The following is a 19639-nucleotide window of genomic DNA, read 5'->3' as shown; positions in this document are numbered from 1 at the left end:
CAACACCCTATCCCAATCCTTACTTAACCTACAACACCCTATTGCGCATATGCTCACGAAACTGCAGTGGGGTAAGGCCTGTGGCTTTTCTAAAAAAACGGGTAAAATAGGATTGGTCGGCAAAATTAAGACGATCGGCTATTTGTGTTGCCGAAAGAGCCGAATGTACCAATAAACGCTTTACCTCCAATATCTGCTTGCTGCGGATTACCTCGTTAGATGTTCGACCGGTTAGCTGCTTGAGCGTTTGGGTAAGATGATGAGGGGTAACGGCCAATAGATCTGCATATTGATTTACACCTATATTCTTCTGATAATTATCCTCAACCAATTGATAAAAACGTTTTACCAACAAATGTCCCTTGCCAAATTTGGGCTCCTGCTCCTGGCTTGGGTAAAGCATAGAGGTGTAATGTAAGATGGTATCTAAAACAGAGCGCAACAACCCGATGTGACTCTTATCTTTGGCCAGCTCTGCAATGGCTTTCAGAAATAACTGCTCCAAAAATTTGCCATCCGAAGCCCTAGTCAATTCCAATGGCGGATTATCCTGATGGATGGTAAAAAAGAAGGGAAACTCCAGCAAGCGGTTCTGGTTGTTCTTGTCGAAGAGATAAAACTCAGGGGCAAAAATAAAAATGTACCCCTCAATATCGCCCGACAGTTCAATTTTATGTGCCTGCCCCGGCGACATAAAAAACACACACGGTGGCTCAATGGTATATTCGCGGGTATCAATTACATGCAAGCCGGAGCCTTTGGTCAGGAAGAGCACTTCAAAAAAATCGTGCCGATGCGGATAGCTCACCTTAAAATGCCGCTTAGCATCAAAAAGCTCCACATGAAACTGCCTGTCGGCATATTGCGGATGGCTGAAGGATTGCAGTCCGTAGGTAGGTATGTTTTGTTTTGAAGCTTTCACGTCTGTTTTTACTCTATTCTATTCATAACGATTTGTTATTCTACTTATCAAATTCCTCCATGCTTCAAGCTTTCTGCGATAACATATAGGCCACAGCAAGCCTCAGTTCGCCGTAGGAATAATCTTTGCCCAGTTCATTTTTTAGCGGTGTAAGGGCAAAGCTATCTAATTTATGGATGGTCTTTTCTATGATGGCCAGCTTCCCTTTACCAATAAAATTGAGCACGTCCAATTGCCCCAGCTGCACGTAATGTGCCAGGTGTCCTTCTACGGTGCCTACGGTGAGCGACCTTTGCTGGGCAATGGTTTTTACGTCTTTGCCCGCCTTGTACATTTTAAAAGTAAGCAGCTTGGTATCTTCCTTGGGTTTAATCTCTGCAGAACTCTTCCGTTTTCGCGATGGAGTAGGCTTTTCGCGGGATTCGGGAAAGGCTGGTTTTTTAATGGTACTTTTGTCAAAAGGCTTTCCTTGAAGCGATGATTTGATTAAGCCCTGGGCTTTATAAATCATCTGCAAACAACCGTAGTACAGATTGGACAGGTCGATGAGTTCGGTATGATAGGTTTTGGCACCTTTAATGCCCTTCAACTCGTTGCAATGCTCCCTAATATTATCGTGTATTTCTTTTATCCGAGGCTCAAAATAAGCCGTTGCCTTGTTTATCCGTTCCAACAAATGAGCGAGGTAATTTGGCTGTCCCGAATTTACAATCCGGTTTACCTCCGCTTTAAAATTATCAGCTACGGTACGCAATGGCTCGGTTTCTTTTAACCATTCCAGGGCAACAGATTTATATTGTTGTTTGACCGATTTTTTGGCATTTTTATTATAGGTCGAGATATGATAGCTCAGGTCTTGCATTAATCCCGAAAAATCAAAGGCCTCCATTACAAAGTTGTTAAAATATTTCTTTGATTCCTTCTGCAAAATGGGGTTCAGCTCCTCGGGTTTTTTCTTTATCTCGGCGAAGGATGCTAGTGAAGAATCCACTTTAATGCCTTCTGATGGAATAGGTGAAGTAAGAATAAGGCCATCTAAACTGCGTAATCGCGACAATGCCACATAAATCTGCCCCGGTGCAAAGGCATTCTGAACATCGATGATGGCCTTGTCGAAAGTTAATCCCTGGCTTTTGTGCACCGTAATGGCCCAGGCCAACTTTAGGGGGTACTGCTTAAAAGTACCCACTGTGCTTTCGTCTATTTCGTTAGAATCCTTATTCACCGTATATTTTTTATTTTCCCACAAGTATGGCTCGGCATTAGCCGGTGCCGAACCATCGGCAAAGCTAACCTCTATTTGATCTTTATTTAGCTTAGTGATGCTGCCTATTTTGCCATTAAAGTATTTCTGTTCGCCCGAATAATCATTTTTGGTAAACATCACCTGCGCACCTATCTTAAACTCCAGCCTGTCTTCGGTAGGATAACTGAACTCCTTGAAATCACCCGAAATTTCGGCTTTAAAAAAATGCGATTTTCCTTTGATGTTTTGCAGGGCTTTCCTGTTTTTATCATTAGCGATACGGTTGTGCGTGGTGAGCAGGATAACGCCCTCATCACTTTTCTGCTCATAATCCGGTCGGTAATATTTATTAAGCAACTGAGCATCTGCCTCCGTCATTTTATTGTTGCGCAGGTTATTCAACAAGTTGATAAAAGTATTGTCGCTTTGGCGGTATATTTTTTCCAACTCAATATATAAGGGGGGAGTTTGGCGTAGCACTTGCGCACTAAAAAAGAAAACACTGGGATAGTAGGCTCCGATACAGCTCCACTCGTCGTCCTTTACCACAGGAGGCAGTTGCAATAAATCGCCGATAAAGAGGATCTGAACACCTCCAAAAGGCAAATCCCTTTGACGGCGCACACTACGCAATATCAGGTCGATGGCATCCAGCAGGTCGGCTCTTAGCATACTCACCTCATCAATAATTAACAGCTCCATTTTTTTGAGCATGTTGCGTTTGGTTTTGTGCATTTGAAACGAAGACAGCAGCGTGCGCGGCGTATTTACCTGCGTGCTTGCGTATGGCATGTTAAGTCCGTTGTTGTCGGGAATAAAAGCGCCAAAAGGGAGTTGAAACAGAGAGTGAAGCGTAACGCCTCCTGCATTGATGGCAGCAATACCGGTGGGAGCCGCCACAATAACACTTTTGTGGGTATGTTGCCTTATGCTGCGTAAAAAAGTAGTTTTTCCCGTGCCGGCTTTACCCGTGAGAAAAATATTTTGATTGGTGTTGTTGATAAACCTGGCCACTAATTGTGGCAAGCTATCCGGTTGCTGGCTCATGTTGCTATTTATTTGAATAATTTGCAAAATAACAAAATCCATCCACAACAGTCCTATCTTTTCTATTGGAATATAATTGGGCACATCAATAAACGCAGGGACTTTTTTTAAAACTTATCGCTATCCTGCCTATTCAAAAACCATTCTTCGTTGCCTTTTAACGCTTTAAAATGTGCTGATGCGTTTATTATAGCAGATAATAGATCGTACTCCTCCATTTGATAATGCAAATTGTAACCTGTATTCAGAAATACCATAAAAGAATCTAAACAGGTACCTTTGTACTCGGTTAGGTGCTTAATGTTTGCACGCGATACCAGATAGTTAAAACGCTGACTTTTATCCTGAACTTCCTCCAGCTTATCTACTGCTTCGCGCTGCAAACGCAATTTATCCTTGCCCCCAATGCCTATTCCTAGGCCTACCGAACCACCTTGAGCCATAGCATCTATTCTTCCTTGTGCTGCTGCCTCTTTAAAAAGCGGATCCCAAGAACTGAAAACCTCCCTGGCGATATCCTTCTCGGTTTTTGGTATCCTTAAATCTTTAAAGGCTTGTTTAAAATGTGCATACGAATAATAGCGTACCACGTCAACCTCCGGGAGATCATAAACATTAGGTTCCACTTTTAGTTCTATCTTTTGGTCCATGGCAAACCATATGCCGGGGATTACCCATGAGGTATCGCGATATCCCAAACTATGAAACTTTAATGTATCGCCCACTAAACCGGAAATAGCAAAGAATCCTTCCTCATCCGTAAGGCTGACTTCACCGGTTTTTATATTTTTAACGGCCCCAAACTGCACCGCCTCCTCTATGGAGTTTTGTAGAATATAAATACCAAATCGTTTGCTTTGAAGCGGTTGCGAAAAGGAAAATTTTGGTGTCAGGATAAGAAGAATGGCAGATGTGATGTATAAATGTTTCATATATTAAAGCGCTTCAAAAGCTGTTACGAAGGTAAACTTACAAAACAAAATAATGGAATAAATAAAGTTGCTATCCTATTAACCAAACTTTAACTTCCACAACATCAAATTGTTTGGTTATAAATATCATTTCTACACATACTTTCAAATTATCACATTATACAGGTAGATGATTTGCTATTCGTATGCTTTCGTCCTATTTTTGCAATAAACAATAAAGAGAACTATCATGTTAGAGCAATACAAAAAAGTTATTGAGCAAGCCTGGGACAACCGGGAACTTTTAAAAACAACGGATACGCAAGATGTTATTCGTACTTTAATGGAGATGCTGGACAAAGGCAAGATAAGGGTAGCAGAACCAAATGGCGATGAATGGAAGGTGAATGAGTGGGTAAAGAAAGCCGTTATCCTGTATTTTCCCATTCAAAAGATGGAGACTTTAGAAGCAGGGCCGATGGAATTTCATGATAAGATGGCGCTCAAAAAAAATTATGCCGAGTTGGGTATACGGGTCGTTCCCCATGCTGTGGCTCGCTATGGTGCTTACATATCAAGTGGTGTTGTTTTGATGCCCTCGTATGTTAATATTGGCGCTTACATTGAGAGTGGCACAATGGTGGATACCTGGGCCACAGTAGGTAGCTGTGCACAAATAGGTAAAAATGTTCATCTTAGCGGTGGTGTGGGTATTGGAGGGGTGTTAGAACCCATTCAGGCCGCCCCTGTAATTATTGAAGATGATGCCTTTATCGGTTCGCGATGTATAGTTGTAGAAGGTTGTCGCGTGGGTAAAGAAGCCGTGTTGGGAGCCAACGTGGTGCTCACCGGTTCTACAAAAATTATCGATGTTACCGGTGACAGTCCCGTTGAATACAAAGGTTACGTTCCGCCACGTTCCGTGGTGATTCCGGGAAGCTACACCAAGAAATTCCCCGCCGGAGATTTTCAAGTGCCCGCGGCACTCATCATTGGCCAGCGAAAAGAATCGACAGATAAAAAAACTTCGTTGAACGATGCATTACGCGAGAATGATGTAGCAGTGTAATGATGGGAAGATAGGATGTTGTAATACGAGGATAACTAGGAGATAAGAGATCAGGGATAAGAATCTTGTAAATAAAAAGTCGTTCTCTTCCTGTCTCTTTTCTACTACTGTAATGTCTAATAATCTATTATCAATAGGGTCTATTATCCAGTAGTCTGAAAAAATGAATGACGATATAAAAAAAGCGGTAGAGGTATTGCAAAAAGGTGGTTTGATTTTGTACCCCACCGATACTATTTGGGGTATCGGGTGCGATGCCACTAACCAGGAAGCAGTAAAAAAAGTGTATGCGCTAAAGCAACGCCACGATAGTAAAAGTGCATTGGTGTTGCTGGACAATGATGCCAAGCTGAGTGCCTATGTAGCTAAAGTGCCGGAGATGGCCTGGGATTTGATAGACCTGAGTGCAAAGCCACTTACCATCATTTATCCCAAAGCTAAAAACCTGGCCCAAAACCTTCTGGCCGAAGATAACAGCGTGGGCATACGCATTACAAAAGAGGAGTTTTCGAAAAAGCTTTGCGCGAGATTTAAAAAACCCATTGTTTCTACATCGGCCAATATAAGCGGACAAGCTTCGCCCCAACATTTTGGCGAAATATCGGACGAAGTTAAAAATGGCGTTGATTATATTGTGCAATTTCGCCAGGAGGAAACAGCAAACCCTGCCCCTTCGAGCATTCTAAAACTGGAGGTTGACGGGCAAATTAAAATAATCAGGGAATAATTATGAAAACAGAAAATATCCATTTCAACCATTCCGATAACATACAAATACGCTTTAACGATATGGATGGGTTGGGACATGCCAACAACTCCACCATTCAGGAATATTTTGATTTGGGCCGATTGGGTTATTTTAATAAAGTATTTAAAAACGAAGTGAACTGGAAGGAGTTTGGTGCTATCGTGGCTTCCATTAAAACGGACTTTCTCGCTCCCGTTTTCCTTAGCGATAAGCTTAGGGTTAAAACCAAAGTTTTATATATCGGCGACAAAAGCATGAAGCTGATACAGCATATAGTGGACGATAAAAACATTTTAAAGGCCACGTGTAGCTCGGTAATGGTAGGTTTTGATCCTAAAACACAGTCATCACTTCTCATTCCGGATGAATGGCGACGTAAGATTTCGGACCTTGAGCAAAGTGATTTATAAACTGAATTTTTATTTAACCCTACCCGGGTTTTTACTCATAAATTCTTTCCAACTCTTCACCGTATTTTCTTTTTTAATACCCTGATTCTGGAAGAAATGGCATAGTGCTGCCGCCACACCATCGGTGGCATCTAAGTATTTAGGATCGGTTTCTATTTTTAAATATCTTGTTAGAAAATGGGCTACCTGCTCTTTGCTTGCCCGTCCGTTACCGGTGATAGACTGTTTTATTTTTAAAGGGGCATATTCAAAAACGGGCAGGTCGCGTGCCAGGGCAGCAGCCATAGCCACTCCTTGTGCACGACCCAGCTTTAACATCGACTGCACGTTTTTCCCAAAGAAAGGTGCTTCGATAGCCAGCTCATCGGGTGTGTAGTTATCGCACAAACGGGTAATGGTTTCGTATATTTTTTTTAGTTTGATGTAATGGTTTTGGTACTTTTGTAGTTCCAGCACACCCATCGACACCAGCGAAGGCTGGTTTCCCAATACCCTGATTACGCCGTAGCCCATTACGGTTGTTCCGGGGTCGATACCCAATATGATGCGTTCTTTTACCACTCCATAAATTATAACGATCGTAAAATAGTACTAAAAAACAACACCTTTTCACCAAAATCCGAGCTCATTTGTTTTAGCATAAGGGGCGATTGTTTATTAATGGCATCCAAATCGTCCGGGGAAGCCACTTTCCATTGTACCGACACGGTTCTCTCTTCTTCGTTTTCAATACTCATAACCTCGTATACGGCTACTTCCGAAGCAGGAACCAGGTTTTTTATTAAGGGCTTACACGTGGTGTACAACCACTTTTGCCAAGTATCGAAGCTACTGATATTTACCACAAAAGTGGTATTATATATAAACATGTTGATGGTATTTAAATAGCTATTCTTCGTATTTGTTGGGTGTTACAGATATAGCAGTTCGTGGATTACCATTCTTATCTCTGTAATTACAAACCTCCGTACTATAGTTAGTGCCATATAGTTGTCATTCGGGATTTGTTTTGATGTTGTTATCCTAATCCCCTTACAGAAGCTCTGCTAGTAAGTCTATGTTGCTGTTTACTTTTTAATTTTTGCGGTTGCGTAGCTATACTGCACTGTATTTCCGACCATGGCCACTGCATTGCTGTCGTACCATTTCTTGTCGTTTTCCATCATGGGGCGCGCTTTATTTTTTTCCACAGCATCTTCTTTGATTATCTTGTTGATGGATGGTTCGGCTATTATTACCTGAACAACCAACATTAAACCAATTCCCATTAAAAGTCCGGCTATGGTTTTGTTTTTTTTATTTTTCTTTTCTCTTTTCGTTTCTCCTTGTACCAAAATATATTATTTAAGTTTAACAATAAGGACCAGTTTTCAACATATTCTTCGTCAGAAAACTGTCCTGTAAATACTAATTAATCGTGTCGAAATTACAATACGGCACCAAAACTTCGGGTATTTTAATACCCTCGGCTGTTTGGTTATTCTCCAACAGAGCGGCCACAATACGCGGTAATGCCAAGGCACTGCCGTTTAGGGTATGCACCAGTTCGGCCTTTTTCATATCCTTGCCTTTATAACGACACTTCAAACGATTGGCCTGGTAAGCCTCGAAATTGGAAACAGAGCTTACTTCTAACCACCGATCCTGGGCGGCCGAATATACTTCAAAATCGAAGGTAAGTGCTGAGGTAAAGCTAATATCGCCACCACACAAACGCATGATGCGATAAGGTAAACCCAGCTTGTTAATCAAGCCTTCCACATGAGCCACCATATCGTCCAGCGCCTGATACGATGTATCGGGATGCGATATATGTACAATCTCTACCTTATCGAATTGGTGCAGGCGGTTGAGTCCACGCACATGGGCGCCCCACGATCCGGCTTCGCGACGGAAACAGGGCGTGTAAGCCATATTTTTTATGGGTAGTTCTTCCTCCTTCAGTACTTCGTTACGATACATATTGGTAACAGGTACTTCGGCAGTAGGAATCAGGTACAGATTATCGGCGGCGGCATGGTACATCATTCCCTCCTTATCGGGCAACTGACCGGTACCAAAGCCCGAATCTTCGTTCACCACTATGGGCGGTAACACTTCGTTGTAGCCAGCTTTTTCGCCTTCATCTAAAAAAAAGCTGATTAAAGCACGCTGTAATTTAGCACCTTTACCTTTATAAACCGGAAAACCTGCACCGGTAATTTTTGTACCCAGCTCAAAGTCTATGATATCATATTTTTTTACCAGCTCCCAGTGGGGCAGTTTTGCGCCTTGTATTGGCTTAAGCGCCCCCCCCTCTTTTACCATTACATTATCGGCATCGCTATTGCCGGGTGTTACCGATGAGTGCGGAATATTAGGGAGTTTTACCAACTCGCCATCCAATGCCAGGGTAGTTTTATTGAGCACATCGTTTAACTCCCTGATGGTTTCTTTTAGCTCCGCGGTTTGCGCTTTGGCCTGGTTGGCCTCTTGAATTTTACCTTGTTTAAACAACATCCCTATCTCTTTAGAGAGGGAGTTCATTTCGGCCTGCTTTGCATCAGCAGCACTTTGCGTAGCTTTGCGCTTATCGTCGAGTTCAATAATATCCCGGACTATTTGTGCAGCATCAAAGCGTTTAACCTTAAGGCGCTCAATAACTTCATCTTTATTTTCTTGTATAAACTTTAGCGTTAGCATTGTGGGGTGTTATTATTATTTTAGATACGCGTAGTGGTTTGGGTTAGATAGGCAATGTATAAAAAAAAATCTCCTGAATCAGCTTCTAATGTAAGCAAATCAGGAGACTCTTTTAATCAGTGCAAATACTTTTAATTACTCAGCGGCCAACGGCTCAACTGAAACAAAAGATCTGTCGTTTTTTTTCCTACGGAATGTTACCGTTCCTTCGACAAGCGCAAATAAAGTATGATCTTTACCCATACCTACGTTATCACCCGGATGATGCTGAGTTCCTCTTTGGCGAACGATGATGTTACCTGCTTTAGCTGATTGACCGCCAAAAATTTTAACACCCAAACGTTTACTTTCAGACTCTCTACCGTTTTTTGAACTACCGACTCCTTTTTTATGTGCCATTTTATTTTAATTTTTTATTATCCAACTAAAATGTCTTCAATTTGAATTTGAGAAAATTGTTGACGGTGACCGTTCTTTTTTCTGTATGTTTTTCTTCTTTTCTTTTTAAAAACAATCACCTTGTCACCTTTAACATGTGTAAGTACCTTAGCGGTAACTTTAGCTCCTTCTACAATTGGCGCTCCAACCTGAACCGTTCCATCGTTATCAATAAGCATCACTTTTTCAAACTCAACAGCGGCTCCTTCGTCCAGCGCTAAACGGTGTACATAAATTTTGCTGTCTTTTTCTACTTTAAATTGCTGTCCTGCAATATCTACAATCGCGTACATCACAAATTGTTTAAAATTTAATCCAGGAGGCGGGCTTCTTCTCTAATAATCAGCCACTTTATCAAGCCCCGCAAGAAACATCGGAGTGCAAAAGTAGTTATAAATTTTATTTCTGCAAAACCCTTTTATTTAAAAGCATGAATAACAGTAACATTAATCCTTTACCCACCGAGATAATACGCGGGCACAACCCCTATAAAAACAAGGGAAACAGAACTGCTTTTAATATTTAGAAATTGTTAAAAACATTTTGTTATATTTGTTCTTATATTTTAAGAATATACTTTTAAAATACTTTATTTGTATTTGCTATTGAGAAGTTAGCCTATGAGCCAAAAGAAAATTAAACTGAATATACTGGGCTTGTCCTACAGTCAAACTCAATCGGGAGCGTACGCTTTGGTTCTTGCCGAAGAGGATGGAGAAAGGAGGATTCCTATAATTATTGGTGGTGTGGAGGCACAATCCATAGCCATTAAGTTAGAAGGATTGGAACCGCCACGTCCGCTCACCCATGATTTGTTTTTAAATTTTTCGCGTGCTTTTGGCATCGAAATTAACGAAGTGATTATTTATAAGCTGGAAGAAGGAATTTTTTACTCCGAACTTGTTTGTACTAAAGACGGCAAACAACTCAGAATAGATTCCCGCACTTCGGATGCGGTAGCCCTCTCATTACGATTTAATTGTCCCCTATATACCTACGAAACAATTATGCAATCAGCGGGTATTGTTTTGGATATGGGCAAGGATAAGGGCTTGCATGTGGATGTGGACGAACAAGCCTCGCGAGGAAGCGAATCGAAATACTCGCGCAAGTCGCTGGACGAACTCAACAAGCTGTTAAACGAGGCGATAGGAAACGAGGATTATGAAAAGGCCTCGGAAATCAGGGACGAAATACAGCGCAGGAGTGCTTCCTAAATAAGCTTTGTAAGCGCACTTTGATGCTTAAAAAAGGGGTAATTTAGACCACTGTTAATTAAGCTGTTGAACCAAATTTGCGGACTTCATTATTTTTTTTCGCAAGCTATCAACAAAACCTCATACACAAATAAATGATCAAAAAACTACTTGCGGCCACTGCTTTGTTGTTACTGGCTATAACGCAGCCTGCCTGGGCAAGTCAGGCTGTTGATGTTGCCGGGAGCACCGGCCTTTCATTTACCGGAATATTTCGTGGTGTAATTGGTATGTTAGTGTTGATAGGTATTGCTTTGCTTTTTAGCACTAACCGAAAAGCGGTTAATTGGAAAGTGGTAGGTATCGGCCTCTCCATTCAACTTGTGTTGGCCGTATCGATATTAAACGTGCCTTTTATTCAAAGTTTTTTTGAGTTTGTAAGCCGTGGATTTGTTCAGATATTAAATTTTACCCAGGCAGGCACTTCCTTTTTGTTTAAAAGCTTTGGTTCAGGGGTTATTGAATCGCCCATGCTCAATTTTGCCGTTATTATTCTGCCCACCATCATCTTTTTTTCTGCGCTCACCAGCCTGCTGTTTTATTATGGCATCATTCAAAAAGTAGTATATGTTTTGGCCTGGCTCATGACCAAGCTGATGGGCTTGTCCGGTGCCGAGAGTCTTTCGGTGGCGGGCAATATATTTTTGGGACAGACCGAATCTCCTTTGCTGATTAAGGCTTACCTCGATAAAATGAACCGCTCAGAGATGTTGTTGGTCATGTCGGGTGGCATGGCTACGCTGGCCGGCGGAGTGTTGGCGGTATATATAAAAATATTAGGTGGTGGCGACCCCGTTCAAGAGGTAATGTACGCCAAGCACCTGTTAGCAGCCTCTATTATGGCAGCGCCGGGTGTAGTGGTTATTTCAAAGATTTTGTTGCCACAAACACAGGAAATAGACAACACAGTACAGGTAAGCAAGGCAAGGATAGGTAAAAACGTATTGGATGCGGTATCTAATGGAACTACAGAAGGCCTTAAGCTGGCTATAAATGTGGGAGCCATGCTACTGGTTTTTATTTCCTTTATTGCCATGGCCAATTATTTTTTTTTAAAGTTGGGCTATTACACCGGGCTAAACGAAACAATAGCCGGTATTACCAATGGCGAATACACGGAGCTGAACCTGCAATTTTTATTGGGCTATCTTTTTTCGCCACTGATGTGGCTCATCGGTGTTGCCACCGAAGATATTGAATTAGTAGGACGTGTACTGGGCGAAAAACTTATCCTTACCGAGTTTATCGGTTATATTAGCCTGGGCGAACTTAAAGAAGCTGGTGCCTTTGCCAACCAAAAATCAATTTACATTGCTACCTACGTTCTCTGTGGCTTTGCCAACTTTGCATCTATAGGCATCCAGATAGGAGGTATCGGTGCCATAGCTCCTTCGCAAAGAATTACGCTAACCCAATTGGGCGTTCGGGCATTGCTTGCCGGCACATTGGCCTCGCTACTATCGGCCACTATTGTAGGTATGATATTGGGTTAAGCAGAACCCGAATGGCTTTATTCCACAAAGCAAGGATTATTTAAGCATCAATAGCCCGGCCCTACTTAACCGTGCACGTTGTTGCCTTCCAGCCACTTTTTAAATGACTTTACCTTATCGCGCGACACCAACATATCATTTCGTTTGCAAGCTGCCATTTTTACTTTTAAGCGTAAGGGGCCCAGCGAAACTACATCGTCGATGGCATCAATGGCTGCGATATATTGTCGGCTTATGCGGAAGAACTTTGCCGGATCCAGCATGCCTGTCAGCTTTTCCAGGGGGTAGTCAACCAAATAGTTGTTGCCGCTTTGAGTAAGCAGATAAGTGGCCTTTTCGGAACTGTAAAAACAAGCAATCTCATCTGTTTTTACCAGGCGGATATGCGCGCCTACCTTTACTACAAAGCGCTCTTTGTATTGGGGTGTTTTGTTTTGAATGGCTTCAAGCAACATCGACATATCCGGCAGCATCTTGTCGGCATGCTCTTTGGCCGCAAAGGTTTTATATTTCTGCAAGGCGTTGCATAAGGGCTGTCTGGACAGTGGTTTCAAGAGGTAATCGATGCTGTTTACTTTAAAAGCTTGCAAGGCATACTGATCGTAGGCTGTGGTAAAAATGATGAAGGAAGCAATATTTACCCGCTTAAATATCTCGAAACAGAGTCCATCCCCCAAATGCACATCCATAAAAATTAATGCCGGATGCGCGTTGGCGTTTAACCAGGCTTCGGCACTTTTTACCGAATCGAGCACGTCAACTACCTCCATCTCCGTGTCGCACTCATTAATCAACGCTTTCAGATGCGATGCTGCCAAAGGCTCATCTTCTATGATTAAAACTTTCATGCTCGTTTTACATTATCTTCTAATTGCAGCAGCGGTACTTTCACTATAAACTCATCTTGTTTTCTTTCAATCACAAAGGGCCGGTCGGTCAAAAATTGATATCGCTCGCTCAGGTTCTTCAAGCCCAATTTTTCACCACCTATGGGGTTCAAATAAGGTGTAACACTATTTTTTACTATCAGATAGTTGTCTTGAACGTATATTTTTATCTGCAATTTATTTTCTTTGTTTACCTGATTGTGCTTAATGGCATTTTCTACCAACATTTGCAAAGTCATGGGAATAACCTGGTGATGGTTTAGCTTATCCGTTTCAATATCTACTACTATGTTATCGCCAAAGCGTTCTTTTTGCAAAACGAGATATTGGTTCACAAAATCCACTTCCTCGTTCAGTGGTACAATTTCTTTTCCCCTGGCAGCCAGTAGATTGCGATAAAAATCGGATAATTTATTTACGAATATCCCGGCCCTGTCCGCATCTAACCTGATTAAAGAGCCCAGCACATTTAAACTGTTGAACAGAAAATGCGGGTTCACCTGATTGCTCAGCACCTTGTATTGTAGGGATACCGCCTCCTTTTTTAAAGCCTCCTCTGCAATTAATGTTTCGCGCCACTCATTAAAAAATGCTTTGGCGTAAAAAAACATGGTAATAATATAGAGTACAATATATTCAATAAGAAGGATATTAGTGCCGAAGGTTAAAAACTTGCTCCATGAATAATCTAACAAAACAATAAACCAAAGCCAATTGGCAAAAAATATTACAAATGTAGAATAGAGTGTAGTTACTACAAATGAAATGACGATGCTTCTTTTAGGATATTTAATCCAATGTATCCATCGTTTTCCAATTAGAGAAGCGATAAAACCATTGGCAAACAAACCATACCCTAAGGTTAAAGAGTAACCGATATTAAAAGCCCATGACTTTACACTCATACGGACTTCGCCACCCAGGAGGAGTACACACAGAATTCCAATCAATATTGAAACAAGTCCAAGTACAACATATCTTGAGATGCGAAGTTTTTTATTTTTTATTCTTTTCATTGTTTCTAATTATTACATTGTTCCAGCATCTGCTTCGTATGCCAATGGCCCCAGCTTGGCCAAAAAGGCGTTTCGTACTGCTCACTTTCAAAAAGATTTATTGCTTTTTCGAATAGGGGTTTTGCCTTCCCTTTCCCCCCTCCAAACAGGCTGGGTGTATGAAAAACATTGTTGCCCCTGCAATAATAAATTCGCGGATTGTTTTTGTTCAATTTTTCGGCCTGGTCGAGTTCTTCATTCGACAATGTGGAGTATTTCATCCCGCTCATTGCACCACTGATGCGCATGGAGTACAACAAGGCTTGCAGTACATATACTTCCGATTCCTCCGGTCTGGCCTCTTTTAGCTTAGTTACATAAGCCTGAGCCATATCCAAATACTTATCAATCTCCTCTCTATCCTTCGTAAAAAAAGCTATTCTTACCAAGGAATAAGCAGAATAATACAAAGGTAACCATGCATCGCTTTCCTTTTCTGCCACCCGGTAAAACACACCCGAAATAGCACTTAATTCCCGGGCTGTTTTAGCCTTGTACATTTTCTCGATATGCTGCTGCATCACTTCCGTGTAATTACCCGCCGATGCTTTTACGCAAAATAGCGAAGGAATAATAAATAGGGTGATAATCGCAATTGCTTTATAATTCATGATAATCATATTTGTGCCATTTGGCGGTTAATTAAGCCCAAATAATAAAAATTATTTCTGTCTCTGACAGCGACTAAGTTTGATTTCGTTGACTTTCAATGCCGCAAAAAACTTTTTTTTGCAAAAGTACAACTTCAACAAAGTCGGGGTTAACCTGAACTACATTTATTTTTTTCGTTTATGAGTGGTTCAGATTAAAGTTATAAAAATACCTATAAACGCAAACTGATTAATATAGTTTGTGATAGGCAAATAAACAGTGCTTCCGTTTACATTACGGATGGGGCCCTCACGATAGCCATAAACATTATTGGTGCCCAATGCATTGGACAACGACACATGAACAATGGCAGGTTTACTAAAAAATTGGGTGATGTAGCTTAAACTTAGATTAAGCTCGTGCGTTAAATCAGCCTGATGGCTAAGGGTAGCATGGGCAGTTCGCTCGTACCAGTTTCGTCCGCTGGCCATCCAGTACGTAGCCCCCAACTGACAATGAATGGCCGACATCCAATACTTGCCCACTACGGAAAAATTATGCCTGGACACAAAATCAGGCTGAGCCCTAAAATCAAAGCTTTTGTATTTCCGACGGGTATCCACATACGCATACGACAACCAATATTCTAAAAACCTCACCGATTCGTTATCCCGCCAAAACAAATCAATACCCAGCGCATAACCATTCCCTTTGTTGCTGTAATAATCGGAACTATAAAAGGCTCTGCCCTCATATTTAACTAATTGTGTGTATTTTTTATAATACGATTCCAGGCGAAGAAATCGTTTATTCGTAGCACCGGATTGAAATCCAAGTATATAATGGTCGGCCCGCTCAAAGTTAAGGTCGGATGAAAACTTGAGCTCATCGGGATGCGGGTTCTGGTAAAAATGTCCGTAGGATGCCGAAACCTGACTTTGCCTACCCGTTGCAGCCGCTAATCCTATGCGGGGTGCAACATTGTTCCTTTTGAGCAACGAGGAGTATTCCCACCTAAGCCCCGATGATAAAGCCAGGTTTTTAGACACTTGAATGTGCGCCTCAGCAAACGCTGCAGTCAGGTAATCCCGGAAATAGGGATTGTACTCCACCGAGTCGGGATGGGCCCTGTATTGTTGATGATAGTCGCTTGCGGTATTACTTACACCATATTTTAAAACTACACCATCGGATACTTCGCTTATCAACATTAATTTGGTCTCCAGATTGACTTCCTTATTTTTTATACGCTGCGTAGCATAGCGAATGTCCGGATTATCAAGAGTTACTGATGTGCCAGCTTTTAAAGCCGTAGATTGCCCTAATGGCTGCCGATAGGTTACATTTCCATAATAACTTCGCCCGGTGGATTCTGTGCTGTATTGACCATCGTCGATACCCGTATCGCTATTAAAGCGGGATGTGCCGCCATCGCCAGTAAAATAAGCTTTTAACATGCCGTTCTTCTTTGTTTTATGGCGATAGATGACGCTTCCCTGCAGTGCTTCGGTGGGCTTTTCCCAGTTTAGGCGGGTGTTAGCCATGCCAAAATAGGGTGCCAAATTGGTGTAGCTTCCCAATATCGAAATTGAATTATTTTTCCATGCCTCAGTGTAATTGAGTTCTGCCCCCACGCTCATAAGTGAAAGCGACAACCTATCCTCGGTAAACAAATCGTTACTTTCCAACACCAACACCGAGGATAGCGCTTGACCGTATTCCGCCGAATAGCCGCCTGTGTTAAATAGCACGCCCGAAAATAACGAAGGCGAAAACCGCCCCCGCGCCTTCACATCGGGCACTTTTGAGTAATAGGGCTTTCCGGCCAGCACACCATCAATAAGCGTCCTGGTTTCGTAGGCATCGCCTCCCCTTACCAACAAACGTCCGTCGTCATTGGCTTGCTGCGTTCCCGGCAAGGTGTTCAGTGCATTGGTAATGTCGCCCAGCGAACCCGCCGTAGTGTATATATCCAGTGTTTTTAAAAGCGATGCCTTGTGTTTGTCGCCCGCAGCAAAAGTTCCTGCCGTTACCGTAACGGCGTCAATGCTTTGCGTATCTTCTTTTAACAGGATGGCTATTTGCTGCTTGCCTTCCGCAAGCACTTGAACAAACGTTTTGTAGCCAATAAAGCGTGCCAGCAAAGTTAAATTTCCTTTTTTGCGGGTCGATACTTTAAAATTACCATTGCTATCCGATACGCCTCCGTCGTAGGTATCTTTAAAATAAATATTTACTCCCACCAAGGGTTCTCCTTTTTTATCGGTCACTTTGCCTGTAACTGTTGTTTGTGCAACGGCATTAAGGGCTATTAAAAATATAAAGGGAAGAATAAGTGCTCTCATCGCTCGGTGTATTTATAATTGATATAGGCAAATTGCCACCAAACCCACAAAGGGTGAAATAGAAATTACCGAGCGGTCGTTTTTTTAGGATGAATGGGAAAGGGCTGATGGTTTTTTTGCCCTTTAGCTAAAAAAAGAATTCCCCAGAGTTTTTACGGTTAAGGACTCACCACGATAATTTAAGCGATATGCAAGAAATTTTAAACTGCACTTTTTTCTATTGAAAAAAACCTTTTAGCTTTACACAGTTGATTTTAAAAACTAATAATAACATCCTATGTACAAGAGAGTATTATTGAAGTTGAGCGGAGAATCGCTCATGGGCGAGCAAAATTACGGTATCGACAATAACAAGCTTGAGGCGTATGCCCGGCAGATAAAAGCAGTCTGTGAGCTGGGTGTTCAAGTAGCTATTGTTATTGGTGGCGGCAATATATTCCGGGGTTTAAGTGGTGCTGCTAAAGGTTTCGACCGATACCAGGGCGACCAGATGGGAATGTTAGCCACGGTAATTAACAGCCTGGCCTTAAAATCGTCACTTAACAATGCCGGTATAAAAGCACGGGTACTCACCGCCATAAGCATGGAACCGGTTGGTGAATTTTATTCTCAGCCCAAAGCCATAGAAGCATTAGAAAACGGCGAAGTGCTTATTCTTTCGGCAGGAACAGGCAATCCTTATTTTACCACCGATACCGGTTCGTCGCTACGGGGTATCGAAATTAAAGCAGACGTGATGCTCAAAGGTACAAGGGTAGATGGTGTTTATACCGCCGACCCCGAAAAAGACCCTACGGCCACCAAGTTCGACGAAATAAGCTTTGACGAGATTTATCAACGCGAGCTCAAAGTGATGGATTTAACAGCCTCCACCATGTGTAAGGAAAATAACCTGCCTATTATTGTTTTCGACATGGATACCCCCGGAAACCTGCTTAAAGTGGTTAAAGGCGAAAAGATAGGTACGCTGGTGAAAAATTAATTTCAACAAATACAATGAAAAATATTCTCATCCCGTTAATTGCGCTGCTTTTCTTTTCGTGCGTGCAAACATCGCACGATTATGTGAAAATGGAAGGGCAGATTTTTGGCACCTATTACCATGTTATTTATCAACCTATACAACAAACTGATAGCCTGGATAAAGGGCTGCTGAAGGTATTGAATAAGGTAGATTGGTCGCTATCTACCTATAAAGACACCTCTACTATCAGCAAATTTAATTTTAGCGAGCTAGGTGCCAGAACAGATGCCATGCTGGAAAAGGTGTTTTTAAAAGGACAAGAGATTTACGATAACAGCGATGGGGCTTTTGATATGACAGTGGCTCCATTGGTGAACGCATGGGGCTTTGGATTTAAAAAAAAGGACAGTATCACCACTGAGTTGATTGATTCGCTCTTGCTTTTTGTAGGTATGGATAAGCTGCGCTTGAAAGATGCTTTTTTAGAGAAAGACAGGCCGGGTATTATGCTTGATGCCAGCGCCATAGCCAAAGGCTTTGGGGTGGATGAGGCAGCCAATTATCTATTAGCCCAAGGCATAAAAAACTATATGGTGGAGATAGGTGGCGAGATACGGGCTGCCGGGCTCAATAGCAAAGGTATTCCCTGGCGGGTGGGAATTGACCAGCCTACAGACGATAAAACGCTACTTAGCAGAGAACTACAAGCTATACTCTCTTTAAGCGACGCTGCTTTGGCTACATCAGGCAATTACCGTAATTTTTATATCCGCAAGGGGAAAAAATATGCTCATACTATCGACCCTACAACAGGCTATCCGGTACAGCATTCGCTACTAAGTGCTACCATTATCGCACCCGACTGCATGAGTGCCGACGCTTATGCAACGGCCTGCATGGTAATGGGGGTAAAAAAAAGTTACCAACTCATAAAAAATCTACCGAACGTAGAAGGCTACTTTATTTATGTTGACCACAATGGCAATAATCAAGTGAAATACACACCCGGCTTTGAAAGTTTGATTGCCGCTGAGTGAAGTGAGATTATGCTATGGCGAGAAGTCAATAGGCTGAAAGCAAATACTGTACAGACCTATGGGGTTATTGAATACCCGTTTGAGGCAGTAGAAAAAATCACCAAACAAAGCTGCCAATCAATCTCTACGCTAAATGCTTTTCACTCACTACTTTTCGCTTTTTTTTGCTCCAAGCACCAAGCCCCAAGCACTTTGCCCCTTACCCTAACAGCTCAAACTATGGCTATCGCCATCTTCGCCTAAATGCAAAGGTTTAATTTTGATACTCCCTTTTCTTTCCATTTTATCTTGCGTAGTGGCACATGAAATACCTCTTTTCTGCATTTCTTTATTACTCCCGATATGCAAGTTAGGGAATTTACCGTTTTTTTTAATTAACACCCCAATCGCCATAAGCACAAACACCACACCCACCAGCACAATACTCAACAACAGTACTTTTAAAAACATAGCTTTAATAATTTATATAGTTTTTGAATTTACAAAACTACGTAATTTATCGGTAAACAACGTAGCATACGATATGTTTGCAGTTACA

Annotated in this window: 21 protein-coding genes; 7 read left to right on the top strand and 14 right to left on the bottom strand. The window is 41.9% G+C overall.

Annotated features, from left to right (window positions below; all coding sequences use genetic code 11):
- Positions 1 to 28: 28 nt before the first annotated feature.
- The 3 genes from FN809_RS14620 to FN809_RS14610 form a co-directional block, all read right to left on the bottom strand.
- Positions 29 to 922, bottom strand: coding sequence for a helix-turn-helix transcriptional regulator (locus FN809_RS14620; RefSeq protein ID WP_142534279.1), 894 nt, complete (start codon positions 920 to 922; stop codon positions 29 to 31).
- A 64-nt stretch (positions 923 to 986) separates the two neighbouring features.
- Positions 987 to 3215: a helix-turn-helix domain-containing protein gene (locus FN809_RS14615; protein ID WP_185957572.1), complete on the bottom strand. Its 2229-nt coding sequence runs from the start codon at positions 3213 to 3215 to the stop codon at positions 987 to 989.
- A 107-nt stretch (positions 3216 to 3322) separates the two neighbouring features.
- Positions 3323 to 4147: a hypothetical protein gene (locus FN809_RS14610; RefSeq protein ID WP_142534277.1), complete on the bottom strand. Its 825-nt coding sequence runs from the start codon at positions 4145 to 4147 to the stop codon at positions 3323 to 3325.
- Positions 4148 to 4376: 229 nt separating this feature from the next.
- Here FN809_RS14610 and FN809_RS14605 point away from each other — a divergent pair, with 229 nt between their 5' ends.
- The 3 genes from FN809_RS14605 (at position 4377) to FN809_RS14595 (ending at position 6353) form a co-directional block, all read left to right on the top strand.
- Positions 4377 to 5195, top strand: coding sequence for a 2,3,4,5-tetrahydropyridine-2,6-dicarboxylate N-succinyltransferase (locus FN809_RS14605; RefSeq protein WP_142534276.1), 819 nt, complete (start codon positions 4377 to 4379; stop codon positions 5193 to 5195).
- 163 nt (positions 5196 to 5358) lie between these two features.
- Complete coding sequence (locus tag FN809_RS14600) at positions 5359 to 5922, top strand: L-threonylcarbamoyladenylate synthase (RefSeq protein ID WP_142534275.1); 564 nt, start codon at positions 5359 to 5361, stop codon at positions 5920 to 5922.
- 2 nt (positions 5923 to 5924) lie between these two features.
- Positions 5925 to 6353, top strand: a complete 429-nt coding sequence (locus FN809_RS14595; protein ID WP_142534274.1) for an acyl-CoA thioesterase — start codon at positions 5925 to 5927, stop codon at positions 6351 to 6353.
- 9 nt (positions 6354 to 6362) lie between these two features.
- On the opposite strand, the gene ruvC is transcribed toward FN809_RS14595, so the two are convergent.
- From ruvC to rplU, 6 genes are all read right to left on the bottom strand, one after another.
- On the bottom strand, positions 6363 to 6914 hold the full coding sequence (gene ruvC, locus FN809_RS14590; protein WP_142534273.1) for a crossover junction endodeoxyribonuclease RuvC: 552 nt from the start codon (positions 6912 to 6914) through the stop codon (positions 6363 to 6365).
- 8 nt (positions 6915 to 6922) lie between these two features.
- Positions 6923 to 7222 carry a DUF4286 family protein gene (locus tag FN809_RS14585; protein ID WP_142534272.1) on the bottom strand — a complete coding sequence of 100 codons (300 nt, stop codon included), beginning with the start codon at positions 7220 to 7222 and terminating at the stop codon, positions 6923 to 6925.
- 198 nt (positions 7223 to 7420) lie between these two features.
- On the bottom strand, positions 7421 to 7687 hold the full coding sequence (locus FN809_RS14580; RefSeq protein ID WP_142534271.1) for a hypothetical protein: 267 nt from the start codon (positions 7685 to 7687) through the stop codon (positions 7421 to 7423).
- Between the two features lie 73 nt (positions 7688 to 7760).
- Entirely contained in the window at positions 7761 to 9035 is a 1275-nt protein-coding gene (gene serS, locus FN809_RS14575) for a serine--tRNA ligase (protein WP_142534270.1), read from the bottom strand.
- Positions 9036 to 9170: 135 nt separating this feature from the next.
- Positions 9171 to 9434: a 50S ribosomal protein L27 gene (gene rpmA, locus FN809_RS14570; RefSeq protein WP_142534269.1), complete on the bottom strand. Its 264-nt coding sequence runs from the start codon at positions 9432 to 9434 to the stop codon at positions 9171 to 9173.
- 17 nt (positions 9435 to 9451) lie between these two features.
- Positions 9452 to 9766 (bottom strand): 50S ribosomal protein L21, encoded by a 315-nt coding sequence (gene rplU / locus FN809_RS14565; protein WP_142534268.1) that lies wholly within the window; start codon positions 9764 to 9766, stop codon positions 9452 to 9454.
- A 327-nt stretch (positions 9767 to 10093) separates the two neighbouring features.
- On the opposite strand from rplU, the gene FN809_RS14560 reads away from it, so the two are divergent.
- Both FN809_RS14560 and FN809_RS14555 read left to right on the top strand, forming a co-directional pair.
- Positions 10094 to 10690: a bifunctional nuclease family protein gene (locus FN809_RS14560; protein ID WP_142534267.1), complete on the top strand. Its 597-nt coding sequence runs from the start codon at positions 10094 to 10096 to the stop codon at positions 10688 to 10690.
- 134 nt (positions 10691 to 10824) lie between these two features.
- Positions 10825 to 12222 (top strand): NupC/NupG family nucleoside CNT transporter, encoded by a 1398-nt coding sequence (locus FN809_RS14555; RefSeq protein ID WP_142534266.1) that lies wholly within the window; start codon positions 10825 to 10827, stop codon positions 12220 to 12222.
- A gap of 65 nt (positions 12223 to 12287) precedes the next feature.
- Here the strand turns inward: FN809_RS14555 and FN809_RS14550 are convergent, their stop codons facing one another.
- The 4 genes from FN809_RS14550 to FN809_RS14535 all read right to left on the bottom strand — a co-directional run bounded on the left by FN809_RS14550 (position 12288) and on the right by FN809_RS14535 (position 17100).
- Positions 12288 to 13070, bottom strand: a complete 783-nt coding sequence (locus FN809_RS14550) for a LytR/AlgR family response regulator transcription factor (protein ID WP_142534265.1) — start codon at positions 13068 to 13070, stop codon at positions 12288 to 12290.
- The gene (locus tag FN809_RS14545; protein ID WP_142534264.1) at positions 13067 to 14125 is read right to left on the bottom strand and encodes a sensor histidine kinase; all 1059 of its coding nucleotides are present in this window, start codon (positions 14123 to 14125) and stop codon (positions 13067 to 13069) included. Before FN809_RS14545 ends, FN809_RS14550 begins: the two co-directional genes overlap by 4 nt.
- A 5-nt stretch (positions 14126 to 14130) precedes the next feature.
- Positions 14131 to 14775 carry a hypothetical protein gene (locus tag FN809_RS14540; protein WP_142534263.1) on the bottom strand — a complete coding sequence of 215 codons (645 nt, stop codon included), beginning with the start codon at positions 14773 to 14775 and terminating at the stop codon, positions 14131 to 14133.
- Between the two features lie 189 nt (positions 14776 to 14964).
- The gene (locus tag FN809_RS14535) at positions 14965 to 17100 is read right to left on the bottom strand and encodes a TonB-dependent receptor (protein ID WP_142534262.1); all 2136 of its coding nucleotides are present in this window, start codon (positions 17098 to 17100) and stop codon (positions 14965 to 14967) included.
- Positions 17101 to 17377: 277 nt separating this feature from the next.
- On the opposite strand from FN809_RS14535, the gene pyrH reads away from it, so the two are divergent.
- A complete protein-coding gene (pyrH, locus tag FN809_RS14530) occupies positions 17378 to 18082 on the top strand; it encodes a UMP kinase (RefSeq protein WP_142534261.1) in 705 nt (234 codons plus the stop codon).
- A 14-nt stretch (positions 18083 to 18096) separates the two neighbouring features.
- Positions 18097 to 19101 carry an FAD:protein FMN transferase gene (locus tag FN809_RS14525; protein ID WP_142534260.1) on the top strand — a complete coding sequence of 335 codons (1005 nt, stop codon included), beginning with the start codon at positions 18097 to 18099 and terminating at the stop codon, positions 19099 to 19101.
- A gap of 204 nt (positions 19102 to 19305) precedes the next feature.
- Here FN809_RS14525 and FN809_RS14520 read toward each other — a convergent pair whose 3' ends face one another.
- Complete coding sequence (locus FN809_RS14520) at positions 19306 to 19551, bottom strand: hypothetical protein (protein ID WP_221929445.1); 246 nt, start codon at positions 19549 to 19551, stop codon at positions 19306 to 19308.
- Positions 19552 to 19639: the final 88 nt, after the last annotated feature.

It is taken from the genome of Saccharicrinis carchari (genome assembly GCF_900182605.1).
GTDB classification, from domain to species: domain Bacteria; phylum Bacteroidota; class Bacteroidia; order Bacteroidales; family Marinilabiliaceae; genus Saccharicrinis; species Saccharicrinis carchari.
The sequence above is the reverse complement of the archived record's forward strand: the minus strand, read 5'-3'. Positions and strand labels throughout refer to the sequence as shown.